This is a genomic window from Pseudomonas sp. P129 (assembly GCF_020312195.1).
In the GTDB taxonomy this organism is placed as follows: domain Bacteria; phylum Pseudomonadota; class Gammaproteobacteria; order Pseudomonadales; family Pseudomonadaceae; genus Aquipseudomonas; species Aquipseudomonas fragariae.
This window is the reverse complement of record NZ_JAGPYS010000004.1, coordinates 295,839-310,319: the sequence shown is the minus strand read 5'-3', so window position 1 is coordinate 310,319 and position 14,481 is coordinate 295,839. Positions and strand designations below refer to the sequence as shown.

The window sequence follows — 14,481 nt, the reverse complement described above, 5'->3', positions numbered from 1 at the left end:
CATCCATGCCAAAGAGCCCGCAAAAGAGCCTGCACAAGGAGGACATCGCCAGATTCTGTCTCGATCTGCCGGGTGCGCGTGAAGACTACAAGTGGGGCGGCGTGCGGGTTTTTTCCGTCGCCGAAAAGAAAATGTTCGCGGTCATGGATCTGACCGGCGAGGACCTTGCGTTCAAGGTCCACCCGGAATTGTTTCTGGGTTACGTGGATCGACCCGGCATACGACCTGCGCCCTACCTGGCGCGTGCGCACTGGATCAGCGTGGCAAACGTACAGACGCTGAGCGCCGATGAGTTGCGCGATCTGCTGACCCGCTCGCACCAGTTGGTGGTCGGCAGGCTGCCGAAACGGCAACAGATCGGCCTGAAGCTATAACGGCAACAGCTGCACAAGCCGCTTGCCCAGAAACAGCCAGTCAATCCACAGCGCCTGATGCACCAGCACGATCAGCCAGAATACGACCTGAAAAGACACCTTGCGGGTCTTGTGCCGGAACACCTGCTGCGCCAGCAGCGCGCCGGGCCAGCCGCCGAGCAGCTCGACGCCATGCAGGACGTTCTCCGGCGTGCGCTGGCCCGCGTTGCCGGCCTGTCGCTTGTCATGCCGGTAAAGCACGAACGCCAGCAGGCTCATGACGATCAGGACCAGCGCCGGAATCGGCGTGACTTGCCTCAGCCACAGCGACGCCGTGCCGTAGACCGGTAACGCACACAGCAGCAACAACGCCAGGACCTTCAAGCGCAGTTGCCGGACCGGCGACCTGCCACGGCTGGCTGGCCGTGACGACTCGCGGCTCGCTGTCATGCCTTGGCCGATGCCCAGTCGATCCAGCCAAACTGCCAGGTCGCCAGAATCAGCAGGCCAAAAGCGATGCGATACCAGGCGAACACCGCATAGCTGTGAGTGGCAATGAACTTGAGCAAACCGCGCACTGCGATCATCGCAAAAATGAACGAAGTAACGAAGCCGATAGCAAACACCGCAAAGTCGTCCGGGCGAAACATGTCACGGTACTTGTAGCCCGAATACACCGCGGCACCGACCATGGTCGGCATGGCCAGGAAGAACGAGAATTCGGTCGCCGCCTTGCGGGACAGGCCGAACAGCAGGCCGCCAATGATCGTCGAACCCGAACGCGAGGTGCCGGGGATCATCGCCAGGCACTGTACCAAGCCTATTTTGAGCGCATCGCTCCAGCTCATATCATCGACGGTTTCGGTGCGCACGGTGTGCTCGCGGCGCTCGGCCCAAAGCATGATCACCCCACCGATGACCAGCGCCGTGGCCACGGTAATGGCATTGAACAGGTAGTGGTGAATGGTATCGGCGAAGATCACGCCCAGCACCACGGCCGGCATGAAGGCGATCAGCAGGTTGAGGGTGAAACGCTGCGCTTGTTGCTGTTTGGGCAAACCCACGACGACGTCGAGGATCTTGCGCCGAAACTCCCAGACTACTGCCAGAATCGCCCCCAACTGAATGATGATGTTGAAGGCCATGGCGCGCTCGCCGCCAAAATCGATCAGGTCGGCGACGATGATCTGATGCCCGGTACTGGAGATCGGCAGGAACTCCGTCAGCCCTTCTACAACACCCAATATCAACGCCTGAGCAGCGGTCCAAAGATCCATCATTCCCCCATGAAGCGATGCCGCAGGCTCGCTGTTTAATGTTGTCGTGTAAAAAATGCTTGCCACTATGCCGCTACATGCCTGAACGAAGCTTGAAGAAACTCGCGCAAATGCACGGCGCGGAATGCTAGCAGACCTGCACGCACAACGCCTGCTGACGTAAGCTCTGGCGCAACACAAGCTGCACGCCGCGCGCAGAAGCGCATACAATCGCCGGCCCCACCCCTCACTACCCTCACCAAGGAGCCGCCATGTCCGGGCTTGAACTCTTCGCTGCCGCCATCGGCGTTATCGCAGTCTGGCTGACAGTGAAGCAGAATCCCTGGTGCTGGCCAATCGGCCTGGTCATGGTGGTGATTTACATCTGGATATTCTTCGACGTGAAGCTGTATTCGGACATGCTTCTGCAGGTCATCTACGCAGGCCTGCAGGTCTATGGCTGGCTGCAATGGACCCGGCACGGTGACGGCCTGCCGGTCAAAGCCGTAACCACGTTGCAGAACAGTTCGGTGCTCAAGGGGCTGGCGGTCGGCGCACTCATCAGCGTTGCACTGGGTGCCGGCATGGCGCATTTCACCGATGCTGCACAACCCTGGCTGGACGCCGCGTTGACCGGGTTCAGTCTGGTGGCGCAGGTCTGGATGGCGCAAAAACGCGTTCAGTGCTGGCCGCTGTGGATCCTGCTCGATGTGATTTTCGTCGGCCTGTTCATCTACAAGGAGCTGTACCTGACGGCTGCGCTGTATGGCTTGTTCACCCTGCTGGCGGTACAGGGCTGGCGCGAGTGGCGTAACGATCTGGCGCTGGCGCGATGAAAGTTCTGGTCCTCACCGGCCCCGAGTCCAGCGGCAAGAGCTGGCTGTCGGCGCAAATACAGCATAGGTTTGGCGGCCTGCTGGTCGGCGAATACGTCCGGCAGTTCATCGATCAGCAGGGCCGCGATACCGATTACGCCGACATACCGGCCATCGCCCGGGGCCAGCTGGCCTGGGAGGACGCCGCGCGCAGCGCCGAGCCAAACTTGCTGATACTCGACACGCACCTGTTGAGCAACATGCTCTGGAGCCGCACCCTGTTCGGCGATTGCCCTGCGTGGATCGAACAGCAACTGCTGAGCCGATCCTATGACCTGCACCTGCTGCTGTCGCCCGAAGGCGTTGACTGGATCAGCGACGGCCAGCGCTGCCAGCCGCAGTTGGGTGAACGCCAGGCCTTTTTCGACGCCAGCCGGGAATGGCTGGAACACCACCTGCAGGCTTACCGGGTAGTGGGCGGTAACTGGGAGCAGCGCCGCGAACAGGCGCTGACCGCTGTCTCACAGTTGCTGGGCGACTCAGCGGATCTGGTGCTTGTGTAACAGCCGATAGAACGTTGGCCGCGAAATACCCAGCACTCTGGCCGCCACACTCAAATTGTCACTGTGGCGCGTCAACACGTCGCACAACGCCTGACGCTCGGCACGCGACTTGTAATCCTCCAGCGTCCCCATGCTGCCAATGCTGTCCTCTTCGCCAAGCAGGCCCAGGTTTGCCGCCTCTATCTGCCTGCCTTCGGCCAGCACCAGCCCGCGCCGAACGCGACCGGCCAGTTCGCGCACATTGCCCGGCCAATCGTGCTTGCCCAGCGCCACCAGCGCATCCTGACTGAAACTGCGCGCCCGCCTGCCGGTTTCCTGACTGTACAAATGGGCGAAATGGTTAGCCAGCAGCGCCAGATCGCCATGGCGCTCGCGCAGCGGCGCTACACCGACCTGCAGTACATTGAGCTGGTAATACAGGTCATCGCGAAAGCGCTTTTTGCGTACGGCCGTTTCAAGATCCTCGCGAGTGGCGGCCAGCACCCGCACATCCACTGCAATCGGTTCGCCGCCGTCCGCGCGTTCGATCTGCCGGTCTTCGAGAAAGCGCAGCAGGCTCGCCTGGGTATCCAGCGGGAGCTCACCGACCTCATCGAGCAACAGCGTGCCGCCGTCTGCGGCCTCAAGCAGCCCGACCCTGCGCTCTTGAGCATCGTCAAATTCGCCGTCCTCATGACCGAACAGCACGGCGTGGATCGACTGCCCGTCAGGCGTTGCGCAATCAACGACGATAAAGGGTTTGTCACGTCGCAAGGACTGAGTATGCAGGCTGCGCGCGATCAGTTCCTTGCCCGTGCCCCGCTCGCCCCTGATCAGTACCGGCGAATCGGTGGGCGCCAGTTTGCTCAGCAGCCTGCGCAATTCACGGACAGGCCGACTGTCGCCGAGCAGCTCGGGCTCCGCGCTGAATTGCGATGGCGCGCCCTGCACATTCGGGTGCCCGGCAGTCAATGCTCTGTCCAGCGAGGCATGCAGCCGACCTGCATCGAAAGGCAGCGTATGGAAGTCGAAAAACCAGCGGCAGACGAAATCGCCGATTTTCTCACGTCGCAAATCACTGGCTGACAGCACTGCAATCCAGCGCACGGGGCTGTTAACGAACAGCGCCTCGAGCCTGGACACGTGTTCAAAATGATCGGACGTCAGGTGAATGAGGCCTACATCACAATCAGAAATGATTGCCGAACCCGATGGGCTTTCCTGCACCGTCCAGCCGGCTGCGATCAGAACTGCGATCAATGGATGACAGTCGTCACCGCCGTCGAGCATTAACAGACGTCGTGTTGGGGCCGATCCATGCATGAAGTTTCCTTGGCGCCCGGCGTATGGAGGGATTTTTAAAAGCTTTTTATAAACAGTCTGTTGGCGAGCCCAACCATCACCCTAGCAAATATTTGACGCGGCGTTGTACCGTTTGGGTCTAACGCTCATAACCTGCGGTCATTAATGCGTTACCTGCCCGACCCTTCTTCACGCGCGTGCCCGCCGAAAATAATTCGCAACTATTTTCAGTGAACAGTGTGACTCAAGCCCCCTTGTCGTTCATCAACACAAGTAACCAGCCGGACGGTTAGCCCGCCGACGTGACTGAATTGATATGGGCACTTGAGGAAACGACCATGAACGCCCCACTGCGCTTCAACGATGCACTTCTGATCGCTGGACACGCTTTTGAACCCTTCCAGTGTGTTGCCTGGGCACCACAGGACGGTAACGGCGAACTGAGCCTGACGGTGATCGACCGCACCAGCAACCGTATCGGTCGCAAGCAGATCCCGAGCAGCACCTATTCCGACAAGCGCCAGCTGGCCAGCGCTCTGGAACAGGCCCGTGCAGAAATCAGCAACGAAGGCTACGACCTTGAGCCGTGGACCATGCCGGCTTGATGCCTGACCGAGCGGGCTCCCCGCTTGGCGTAATGGAAAACCTGTGGGATCGCCGCACTAGCCGCGCCCACAGGAATGTGTTCTCAGTGCCATGCTCTGCGCGCGCCAACCCCGCAGAGCATCGGCAAGAGAGCAGGGCCTGACGGATTCCCCATCCTCAGACCCGCTTCAACTCATCGATGTGCCGATACTCGGCCCCCAGACTCGATGCCAGTTCCCGCGCCCTTCCCAGGCGGATCGGGCCTTTCTCGATATCGATCAGCAAACTGGCGCAGTCGAACGCAGGCAGTGCCGGTAACGACTTGATCCGACCATCGGTCAGCACCAGAACCCGCTGCTGTTCAGCCGGATAGCGTTTTTGCCGTTGCGCCAACCATTCAGCCGCCTGTTGCAGCGCTTCCGGCAACGGCGTACCACCACCAGCCCCCAGTGCATCCAGCCAGGGTGTCAACGCCGACGAGGCCTTCAGCCCTTGATGCTGCCAGCGTGGCGCAGTGCCGCTGGCGGTCAGCAAGGCCAGCCGAGCCCGGCGTCGATAGGCATCGTCGAACATCTGCGACAGCAGGCCCTTGGCCTGACTCAACGCCTGATGGCGGCGGGTAGACGCCGAAGCATCGACAATCACCAGCAATAACTCGCTGGGCCGGCTGCTACGCGGCTGGCGAACCAGGTCCTTGTAGCTCTTCGGCTGACCGCGCAAAAAGGTCGGCAACCATTGCACCGGGCCGTCAGCTCCGACACGCACAGCGCCCTGCCTGCCGCTGGCCAGTCGACCGGGACGGGGAATGGCATCCGCCCCCTGTATGGCGCGGGGGCGGATGCCTAGGGCTTTTTTGGCCAGCTCGGCACTTCGCGGCGTGATCCGGTCGTGACGGCCTGAGCGGGCAACTCACCCCAGTTGCCCTGCCCGCTTTCAGGCTCGGCCTGTTTGCTGGACGAGCCCGGTGGCGGTGGCGGCGCCTCGGAGTTTTGCGGCGGCGGTAAGGGCTCGCGACGCCGATGACGCAAGGCAAATTCGGCAACCGCCTCGATGTCCTGCTCTTCAATGTGCCCGGCCCCCCGCCACGCCGCATGCGCGCGCGCAGCCCGCAGCCAGACCAGATCGGCGCGCATGCCGTCGACACCTGCGGCAAAGCAGCGCTCGGTGATCATTGCCAGGGACTGGTCATCCAGTTCAATGCCCGACAGCAACTGACGTGCCTGTTCACAGCGCTGCTTCAAGGCATCCTGCTGCGTTTGCCAGTGCTGGCAGAAGCCCTGCGGATCGCTGTCGAAATCCAGACGGCGACGGATGATCTGACTGCGCTCGGCAGGCAGCGTATGGCCGCTCAGGGCCACATTGAGGCCAAAGCGATCCAGCAACTGCGGGCGCAATTCGCCCTCTTCGGGGTTCATGGTACCGATCAGCACGAAACGCGCAGCATGACGATGGGAGATACCGTCGCGCTCGACCAGGTTGACGCCGCTGGCTGCGACGTCCAGCAGCAGGTCGACCAGATGGTCGGCAAGCAGGTTGACCTCATCGACATACAGCACGCCACCGTCGGCCTTGGCCAGCACGCCCGGAGAGAAGCGCGCGCGGCCTTCGCTCAGCGCGGCGTCAAGGTCCAGCGTGCCGACCAGACGCTCTTCGGTAGCGCCCAGCGGCAAGGTGACGAACTGACCGCTGGCCAGCACATCGGCCAAACCGCGGGCCAGCGTCGACTTGGCCATGCCTCTTGGCCCTTCGATCAACACGCCGCCGATGCGCGGGTCAATGGCAGTCAGGCATAACGCCAGTTTCAGGTCATCAGCACCGACCACAGCGGCCAGTGGAAAATGCGGAGTTTCGCTCATCGTTGAATCAGACACGGTCATCAGTTCTCTTCTATGTCCAGGAGCAGGTCTTCCAGCGCCTGCTGATACTCGCCAGGCTCCTGCCAGAGGCCGCGCTGCTGGGCTTCGAGCATGCGCTCGGTCATGTCGCGCAAGGCATCGGGGTTGTGCTCGGCGATGAAATCGCGAGTCGCCGGGTCCAGCAGATAGGCGTCGGCGAGCAGCGCGTACTGGTGATCATCGATCAGCTCGGTGGTCGCATCGAACGCGAACAGGAAATCCACGGTCGCGGCCATTTCGAAAGCACCTTTGTAACCATGGCGCTTGGCCCCTTCGATCCATTTCGGATTCGCTGCGCGCGAGCGTATCACCCGGTTCAGCTCTTCCTTGAGGGTGCGGATCTTCGGCAGGTCGGGCTGGCTGTGATCGCCATGGTAACTGGCGGTCTTCTGCCCGCTGAGGCTTTCAGAAGCGGCGAGCATGCCGCCCTGAAACTGGTAGTAGTCATTTGAGTCGAGCAGATCGTGCTCGCGATTGTCCTGATTCTGCAGCACCGCCTGCACCTGAGAAAGCCGCTGGGCAAAGCGCTGACGCGCAGGCGTACCTTCATCGGCAGCGCCATAGGCGTAACCGCCCCAGTTCAGGTAAACCTCGGCAAGGTCGTCGCGGCTCTGCCACAGGCGGCCATCGATAGCACCCTGTACGCCAGCGCCATAGGCACCGGGCTTGGCACCGAATATCCGCCAGCCGGCCTGACGCGCCGCCTCGTCTTCGTCCAGACCTTCTGCGAGGAAGCCTTGCCGTTCTTCACGGACCCTGGCCGCCAGCGGGTTCAGGTCGTCGGGCTCGTCAAGCGCCGCGACGGCCTGCACCGCAGCGTCGAACAGCTTGATGAGGTTGGCGAACGCGTCGCGGAAGAAACCGGAGACCCGCAGTGTCACGTCCACTCGCGGGCGGTCGAGCAGGCTGATCGGCAGAATCTCGAAGTCGTCGACCCGCTGACTGCCCGTCGCCCACACCGGACGCACGCCCATCAGCGCCATGGCCTGGGCGATGTCGTCACCGCCGGTACGCATGGTCGCCGTGCCCCATACCGACAGCCCCAGCTGGCGCAGGTGATCGCCATGGTCCTGCAGGTGACGTTCCAGCAACAGGTTGGCGGACTGGAAGCCGATTCGCCAGGCCGTGGTGGTCGGCAGGTTGCGCACGTCCACGGTAAAAAAGTTGCGGCCGGTGGGCAGCACATCCAGACGGCCCCGGCTCGGCGCGCCGCTGGGGCCTGCCGGAACGAAGCGACCACTCAGGGCATCGAGCATGCCCTGCATTTCGCCGGGGCCGCAGGCATCCAGACGCGGCGCGACAACGTCACGCAAGCTGTCGAGAATCAGCGCCAGATCATCGTGCGCCGGCAAGTCGGTCAACGCTTCGCCCTGCGTGACACGTTCGATAAGGATGGCGGCGTAAAGCTCCAGCCGCTCGCGCGCGTCGCCCGCACTGCGCCAGGGGTCGCTGCTCAGGTGCTGCAACGCAGCAGGACGCGGGCCGGTCCAGGGTTCGGCCAACTCGCAGTTCAAGGGGTCGAAGTCCAGCTCGAACGCCTTGCTCAACGCGCGCAACAGACTGGACTGCGCGCCACGCCCGTCACCACGCGGGATACGCAGCAGGGCCAGCAAGGTGTCGATGCGCAGGCGACCTTGCGGCGATTGACCGAAGATATGCAGACCATCGCGAATCTGCGATTCCTTCAGGTCACACAGGTAAGTGTCCAGACGTGGCAGCCAGAGCGCCGCGTCGGCATCGCTGTCGAGGTTCTCGCCCAACGCCAGTTCGCGGTCGATATGGGTTTCACGAACCAGTTCGAGAATGTCCCGCTGCAGCTCGCGCGCGCGGCGCGGGTCGAGCATTTGCGCTTCGTAGAATTCGTCGGCGAGCAGTTCCAGATTGCGCAACGGGCCGTAGGTCTCCGCGCGGGTCAGCGGCGGCATCAAGTGATCGATGATGACCGCCTGAGTGCGCCGCTTGGCTTGTGCGCCCTCGCCCGGATCGTTGACGATGAACGGATAGATGTTCGGCATGGCGCCCAGCACCGCGTCCGGCCAGCAGGTTCGCGACAGCCCCACGCCCTTGCCGGGCAGCCATTCGAGGTTGCCGTGCTTGCCGACATGCACCACCGCATGCGCGCCGTAGGCCTTGCGCAGCCAGAAGTAGAACGCCAGATAGCCATGGGGTGGAACCAGATCCGGGTCGTGATACACCGCGCTCGGGTCGACCTGATAACCCCGCGCCGGTTGAATGCCGATGAACGTGAGGCCAAAGCGCAGTCCGGCGATCATCATCCGGCCGCTGCGAAACATCGGATCGGTGTCCGGCGTGCCCCAGCGGGCATTCACTGCGTCGCGGTTTTCCTGCGGCAGTTCGTTGAACGCCGCCAGGTATTCCTCCAGCGCCATGCTCTGCTGACACGGGCGCTGGTCGATACTGTCCAGATCATTGGTCACACCGCCCAGCAGTTGCTGGATCAGTTCGGTGCCGCTGTCCGGCAACGGTGCCAGCGGATAGCCTTCGGCCTGCATGGCGCGCAGGATATTCAGCGCCGCAGCAGGCGTATCGAGCCCCACACCATTGCCGATCCTTCCGTCGCGAGTCGGGTAATTGGCGAGGATCAGCGCCACGCGCTTTTCGCCATTGGGCAGGCGTGCAAGCTCGATCCAGCGCCGCGCCAATTCCGCGACGAAATCCATCCGGTCCGGCTGGGCGCGGTAGCAGACCACGTCCGACTGGCTGCGCTCACTGCGCCAGGCCAGGTCCTTGAAGCTGATCGGCCGGCTGATGATCCGTCCGTCCAGCTCCGGCAAGGCAATGTGCATCGCCAGATCGCGAGCGCCGAGGCCCTGTTCGCTGGCCTGCCAGGCAGGCTCGTTGTCCTGCGCGCAGATGGCCTGAATGACCGGCACGTTGCGCCGAAACGGCCGCAGATGCGGCGCTTCCGGACTCGACTGGGCAAAACCGGTGGTATTGAGGATCAGCTCGGTTTCAGCCTCATCCAGCCAGTCCTCCACCTGAGTGAAACAGCCGGGTTCCTTGAGGCTGGCCACGGCAATGGGCAGCGGGTTGATGCCTTGCGCCTGCAAGCGCGTACAGAACTCGTCGATGAAACCGGTATTGGCGGCCTGCAGGTGCGAGCGATAGAACAGCAGCGCCGCCACCGGCTGCTCGGCAAGCCAGTCTGCCTGCCAATCGGCAAGCTGCGCGCTTGCCAGTCGCGGATGGTAGATGGCCGTGCGCGGCAACGGCGCGGGCTCGGCCCATGAGTAATCGCGGTCCAGCCAGCGACTGGCCATGCAGTTGTACAGTTGCAGCGCGTTCTGCAGGCCGCCCTGACGCAGGAACTGCCAGAGTCGATCGCGCTCTGCGGCAGGCACGGTGCTCAGATCACTCAGTTCCGGATCAGGGCGGTCATCACCGGGCACCAGAATGACCTGAACACCACGTGCCGCGAGCTCCATCAGCCGCTCGACGCCATAGCGCCAGTAGCCGATACCGCCGTGCAGCGAAATCAGAATGACCTTTGCGTGACGCAGCACTTCATCGACGTACAGGTCGACAGAGGCGTGATTCTGGACCTGCATCGGGTTGGCCAGACGCAGGCTGGGGTAGTCTTCGGGGAGCTGCCGGGCAGCTTCGGCCAGCAGCGCCAGGCTGGAGTCGCCGCTGCAGAGAATCACCAGCTCGGCCGGCGTCTGGCCCAGATCGGCAATATTGTCGTCAGGTACGAAACCGCCGGGCTGGGTTCTCAGTAAATGCATGGGTCAGCCGGCAATCGCAGCGTTGAGTTGCACTTGCAGGGCTGCGGCATCCAGCTCCTGACCGATCAGCACCAGGTGCGTGGCACGCTCTTCATCGGCACGCCAGGCGCGGTCGAAATGCTTGTCGAAACGCGTGCCGACACCTTGAATGAGCAGGCGCATCGGTTTGCCGGGAATGGCCGCGAAGCCCTTCACACGCAAAATGCCGTGCTGCACCACCAGCTGATTCAGTGCATCGAGCAGGACTTTTTCATCGGCTTGCGGCAGCTTCAGGGAAATCGAATCGAACGCGTCGTGATCGTGGTCATCATGATCGTCATCGTCGTGGTGATCATGGTGGGTCTTGCGAGCGTCGATGTGCAGCTCGGACTCGGCACCGACACCCAGCAGCACGCTGATCGGCAGGCGACCGCTGCTGGCTTCGATCACCTTGACCGCAGGCGGCAGCTCCTCGGCAACTTCGGCACGCACCGTCGCCAGACCTTCGGCGTCGATCATGTCGGCCTTGTTGAGGATCACCAGATCGGCGCTGGCCAGTTGATCGGCAAACAGTTCGTGCAGGGGCGACTCGTGGTCCAGGTTGGGATCGAGTTTGCGCTGCGCATCGACCTGATCCGGGAAGGCAGCGAAGGTACCGGCCAGTACCGCCGGGCTGTCGACCACCGTGATCACCGCATCGACCGTGCAGGCGTTGCGGATTTCCGGCCACTGAAAAGCCTGGACCAGCGGCTTGGGCAGCGCCAGCCCCGAGGTTTCGATCAGGATATGGTCCAGATCACCACGGCGCGCGACCAGTTCGCGCATGACCGGGAAGAACTCTTCCTGCACGGTGCAGCACAGGCAACCGTTGGCCAGTTCGTAGACCCGGCCGTTGGCTTCTTCTTCGGTGCAGCCGATCGTGCACTGCTTGAGGATTTCTCCGTCGATGCCCAGCTCGCCGAACTCATTGACGATGACCGCAATGCGCCGCCCTTCGGCGTTGTCGAGCATGTGCCGCAACAGGGTGGTCTTGCCCGAGCCGAGGAAGCCGGTGACGATGGTGACGGGAAGCTTGGCCAGTGTTTTCATCAGGTGCCCTTTGGCAATGCGGCGGGCAAACAGGACGAGAGCCGCATGCATGACACGCAGATCGGATCGCCACCGGATCACCCCGCCCGGTTGTAGTGAGAATTCTCCAGGGCCGCAGCACGTGTGGCCCGTTCGAGGCAGGTCTCCTGGCTCACGGCGGCGTGCGGCAGGCAATGAACAACGTGCCGACACGCATTCATCGCGCCTTCCCGCCGCAGCAGTGGCTGTGCAATGAACATGACCGTTTACAGTTGCGGGGGCAGCTGCGGCATGTACCGCATTCCCGTCTTAGCTCCACTGGGTGATGTTTTACCCAGGGAGAACCTCGAACCGGCAAGGCTACGCAGTGACTGCAGACAGGTCAATCGTTCAGATTGACGCTGCCCCGCCGCCCATGCTCTCCTGTGCGCCTTGTTTCGGGTGCCCCTCACGGGGTGAAACGGGAAACCGGTGCGCTCGCGTTGTCGAGCAAGTCCGGTGCTGCCCCCGCAACGGTAAGCGAGCGTAGGTCTGATCCACTGTGCCACTGGCATGGGAAGGTGGCCTTGCAGGCTTTGACGCACTGACGTCTCGGCCCCTCGCGAGCCCGGAGACCGGCCCGATATGCTTGCAATGACAAACCCGCGGTGGGCGGGCGCAGTTGAAACCTCCGGCGTCTGCCGGCAGGTTCTTTTGCGCGTGGCCCACTTGCCGATCATCAAGAGGGAACGCCATGTCGACCATCAGCAGCCACGCCGCCGCACCCAGCTCCACACGCATTCAACGCCTGACCGCCGCCATCAGCGCTGCGCTTCTCGGCGCCTGCCTGGTGTACTTCGCCGGTTTCTCGCACATCGCGGCCGTACACAACGCGGCACACGATACCCGTCACAGCGCTGCCTTTCCTTGCCATTGAGGGCCACACATTGTTCAAGCGAATCGCCTATACCGCAGGTTTCACCGGCCTGCTCGCCGCCCTGCTGCTGACCCTGCTGCAAAGCCTGTGGGTGGTGCCGCTGATCCAGCAGGCCGAGACCTACGAAAACGCGCCTGCCGAGCAACTGCATCAGCACGCGGACGGCGCGATGGCCGAACACAGCCATGCCCATGAAGAAGCGGCCTGGGAGCCCGAAAACGGCTGGCAGCGTGTGCTATCCACCACTGGCGGTAACCTGGTGGTCGCGGTGGGCTTTGCGCTGATGCTTGCCGGGCTTTACACCCTGCGCGCGCCGGGTCGCACCGTGCAAGGCGCATGGTGGGGGCTGGCGGGTTTTGCCGTGTTCGTGCTGGCCCCCACCTTTGGCCTGCCACCCGAACTGCCAGGCACAGCCGCGGCCGAGCTGAGCCAGCGGCAGTTGTGGTGGCTCGGCGCTGCCGCGTCGACTGCCGCCGGGCTGGCCTTGCTGGTGTTCGGTCAGAACTGGCTGCTCAAAGCACTGGGTGTGGCGATTTTGCTGGTCCCGCATGTGCTTGGCGCGCCACAGCCGCTGGTCCATGAAAGCCTTGCTCCCGAGGCGCTGGAATCGCAGTTCATGATGGCCTCGCTGCTGACCAACGCGCTGTTCTGGGTCGCGCTGGGATTGATCAGTGCCTGGCTGTTCCGCAGAAACGATGTGCATAACGACAATGTCGACCTGCATCAAGCCTGATCCAGCGACGCTTCAACCCGGCGCAGCACTGGTGGCCGGGCTGGGCTGTCGGCGCGGCTGCTCGGCTGCGCTGTTGCGCGATCTGCTCGAGCAAAGCCTGCAGGCACTTGAGCTGGACATCGGCCGGGTGACCGCGCTGGCGTCCATCGACCTGAAACAAACCGAGCCCGGCCTGCTTGAGCTGGCCGGGCAACTTGCAGTGCCGCTGGTGTGCTTCAACGCTGCGCAACTGGTGGCCTGGGAACTGCACCTCACGCACCGTTCTGCGCAGGTGTTCCAGAGCACTGGCTGTCATGGCGTCGCCGAAGGCTCGGCTCTGGCGCTGGCGGCGCAACTGGGAGACGGTACCGCCACGCTGCTGATCGAACGGCAGAAAAGCGCGCAGGCCACATTTGCCTTGGCAATCAGCCCTGCGCACAGCGGATAATCTCCCCGCGCTCATTCACCCCGGAGAATTCATTGACTGTCTATTTCATCGGCGCAGGCCCTGGCGATCCCGAGCTGATCACCGTCAAGGGCCAACGCCTGATTCGCAGCTGCCCGGTCATTATCTACGCAGGCTCGCTGGTGCCCCTCGCCGTTCTGGAGGGCCATCAGGCCGTGCAGGTGACCAACAGCGCCGAACTGCATCTGGAGCAGATCATCGACCTGATCAAGCGCGCGCACTCACAAGGCCAGGATGTGGCACGCGTGCACTCCGGGGACCCAAGCCTGTATGGCGCTATCGGCGAGCAGATCCGCTATCTGCGCGAACTGAACATTCCGTTCGAAATCATTCCGGGGGTCACCGCGACCGCTGCCTGCGCTGCGCTGCTGGGCGTCGAGCTGACCCTGCCGGACGTTTCGCAGAGCTTGATTCTGACCCGCTATGCCGACAAGACCTCAATGCCCAGCGGCGAGGAACTGGCCAGCCTGGCCAGCCATCGGGCAACCATGGCGATTCATCTGGGGGTGAACAACCTGCAGCGGATCGTCGAGGAGCTCATGCCACATTACGGCGCCGACTGCCCGATTGCCGTGGTGCACCGCGCCAGCTGGCCGGATCAGGACTGGGCCGTTGGCACGCTGGCGGATATTGAGGAAAAGGTACAAGCCAAGGGCTTTCGCCGTACGGCGCTGATTCTGATCGGACGTGTGCTTGCCGATGACACCTTCAGCGAGTCCTCGCTTTACCGCGCCGGGCATGCCCACTTGTTCAGGCCGAAGTAGTCAGTACCGCCATGATGATCGCAGCAATAAGCGGCGACGCATGGTGTGATGAAAAGCGTGCCAACGCTGGGCTGGCACGCTG

General features: G+C 62.9%; 15 protein-coding genes and 2 riboswitches. Of the genes, 8 read left to right on the top strand and 7 right to left on the bottom strand.

Annotated elements, in window-relative coordinates; genetic code table 11:
• Window positions 1-5: 5 nt before the first annotated feature.
• On the top strand, window positions 6-374 hold the full coding sequence (locus tag KBY02_RS13320) for an MmcQ/YjbR family DNA-binding protein (RefSeq protein ID WP_024639566.1): 369 nt from the start codon (window positions 6-8) through the stop codon (window positions 372-374).
• Here the strand turns inward: KBY02_RS13320 and KBY02_RS13315 are convergent.
• Window positions 369-803 (bottom strand): DUF1294 domain-containing protein, encoded by a 435-nt coding sequence (locus KBY02_RS13315; RefSeq protein WP_024651147.1) that lies wholly within the window; start codon window positions 801-803, stop codon window positions 369-371. The two genes, KBY02_RS13320 and KBY02_RS13315, sit on opposite strands and share 6 nt — an antisense overlap.
• Window positions 800-1,630 (bottom strand): undecaprenyl-diphosphate phosphatase, encoded by an 831-nt coding sequence (locus KBY02_RS13310; protein ID WP_003400617.1) that lies wholly within the window; start codon window positions 1,628-1,630, stop codon window positions 800-802. The genes KBY02_RS13315 and KBY02_RS13310 overlap by 4 nt, the downstream gene beginning before the upstream one ends.
• Before the next feature lie 251 nt (window positions 1,631-1,881).
• Here KBY02_RS13310 and pnuC point away from each other — a divergent pair, with 251 nt between their 5' ends.
• Complete coding sequence (gene pnuC, locus KBY02_RS13305) at window positions 1,882-2,445, top strand: nicotinamide riboside transporter PnuC (protein ID WP_003400615.1); 564 nt, start codon at window positions 1,882-1,884, stop codon at window positions 2,443-2,445.
• Window positions 2,442-2,987, top strand: a complete 546-nt coding sequence (locus tag KBY02_RS13300; RefSeq protein WP_024641519.1) for an AAA family ATPase — start codon at window positions 2,442-2,444, stop codon at window positions 2,985-2,987. The genes pnuC and KBY02_RS13300 overlap by 4 nt, the downstream gene beginning before the upstream one ends.
• On the opposite strand, the gene KBY02_RS13295 is transcribed toward KBY02_RS13300, so the two are convergent.
• Window positions 2,964-4,289: a sigma-54 dependent transcriptional regulator gene (locus tag KBY02_RS13295; protein WP_011268154.1), complete on the bottom strand. Its 1,326-nt coding sequence runs from the start codon at window positions 4,287-4,289 to the stop codon at window positions 2,964-2,966. The genes KBY02_RS13300 and KBY02_RS13295 overlap by 24 nt on opposite strands.
• Before the next feature lie 317 nt (window positions 4,290-4,606).
• Here KBY02_RS13295 and KBY02_RS13290 point away from each other — a divergent pair, with 317 nt between their 5' ends.
• Window positions 4,607-4,873, top strand: coding sequence for a hypothetical protein (locus KBY02_RS13290; RefSeq protein ID WP_003315350.1), 267 nt, complete (start codon window positions 4,607-4,609; stop codon window positions 4,871-4,873).
• A gap of 157 nt (window positions 4,874-5,030) precedes the next feature.
• Here KBY02_RS13290 and KBY02_RS13285 read toward each other — a convergent pair whose 3' ends face one another.
• From KBY02_RS13285 to cobW, 4 genes are read right to left on the bottom strand one after another with little or no spacing between them, the layout of a single operon-like run.
• Complete coding sequence (locus KBY02_RS13285; protein ID WP_024641520.1) at window positions 5,031-5,642, bottom strand: vWA domain-containing protein; 612 nt, start codon at window positions 5,640-5,642, stop codon at window positions 5,031-5,033.
• Window positions 5,643-5,695: 53 nt separating this feature from the next.
• On the bottom strand, window positions 5,696-6,730 hold the full coding sequence (locus KBY02_RS13280; protein WP_011268155.1) for an ATP-binding protein: 1,035 nt from the start codon (window positions 6,728-6,730) through the stop codon (window positions 5,696-5,698).
• A complete protein-coding gene (cobN, locus tag KBY02_RS13275) occupies window positions 6,730-10,494 on the bottom strand; it encodes a cobaltochelatase subunit CobN (RefSeq protein WP_225650564.1) in 3,765 nt (1,254 codons plus the stop codon). The genes KBY02_RS13280 and cobN overlap by 1 nt, the downstream gene beginning before the upstream one ends.
• Window positions 10,495-10,497: 3 nt before the next feature.
• Complete coding sequence (gene cobW / locus KBY02_RS13270) at window positions 10,498-11,562, bottom strand: cobalamin biosynthesis protein CobW (RefSeq protein WP_024641521.1); 1,065 nt, start codon at window positions 11,560-11,562, stop codon at window positions 10,498-10,500.
• A gap of 118 nt (window positions 11,563-11,680) precedes the next feature.
• A riboswitch (cobalamin riboswitch) is annotated at window positions 11,681-11,905 on the bottom strand.
• Between the two features lie 58 nt (window positions 11,906-11,963).
• Window positions 11,964-12,179: riboswitch (cobalamin riboswitch) on the top strand.
• Window positions 12,180-12,274: 95 nt separating this feature from the next.
• Here cobW and KBY02_RS13265 point away from each other — a divergent pair.
• The 4 genes from KBY02_RS13265 to cobM are packed head-to-tail and all read left to right on the top strand — an operon-like array spanning window position 12,275 to window position 14,399.
• Window positions 12,275-12,457 carry a CbtB domain-containing protein gene (locus tag KBY02_RS13265; protein ID WP_024641522.1) on the top strand — a complete coding sequence of 61 codons (183 nt, stop codon included), beginning with the start codon at window positions 12,275-12,277 and terminating at the stop codon, window positions 12,455-12,457.
• Window positions 12,458-12,467: 10 nt separating this feature from the next.
• Complete coding sequence (locus KBY02_RS13260) at window positions 12,468-13,190, top strand: CbtA family protein (protein WP_003400609.1); 723 nt, start codon at window positions 12,468-12,470, stop codon at window positions 13,188-13,190.
• Window positions 13,168-13,617, top strand: a complete 450-nt coding sequence (locus tag KBY02_RS13255; RefSeq protein WP_003400608.1) for a cobalamin biosynthesis protein — start codon at window positions 13,168-13,170, stop codon at window positions 13,615-13,617. The genes KBY02_RS13260 and KBY02_RS13255 overlap by 23 nt, the downstream gene beginning before the upstream one ends.
• Window positions 13,618-13,649: 32 nt before the next feature.
• Window positions 13,650-14,399: a precorrin-4 C(11)-methyltransferase gene (cobM, locus tag KBY02_RS13250; RefSeq protein WP_024642273.1), complete on the top strand. Its 750-nt coding sequence runs from the start codon at window positions 13,650-13,652 to the stop codon at window positions 14,397-14,399.
• Window positions 14,400-14,481: the final 82 nt, after the last annotated feature.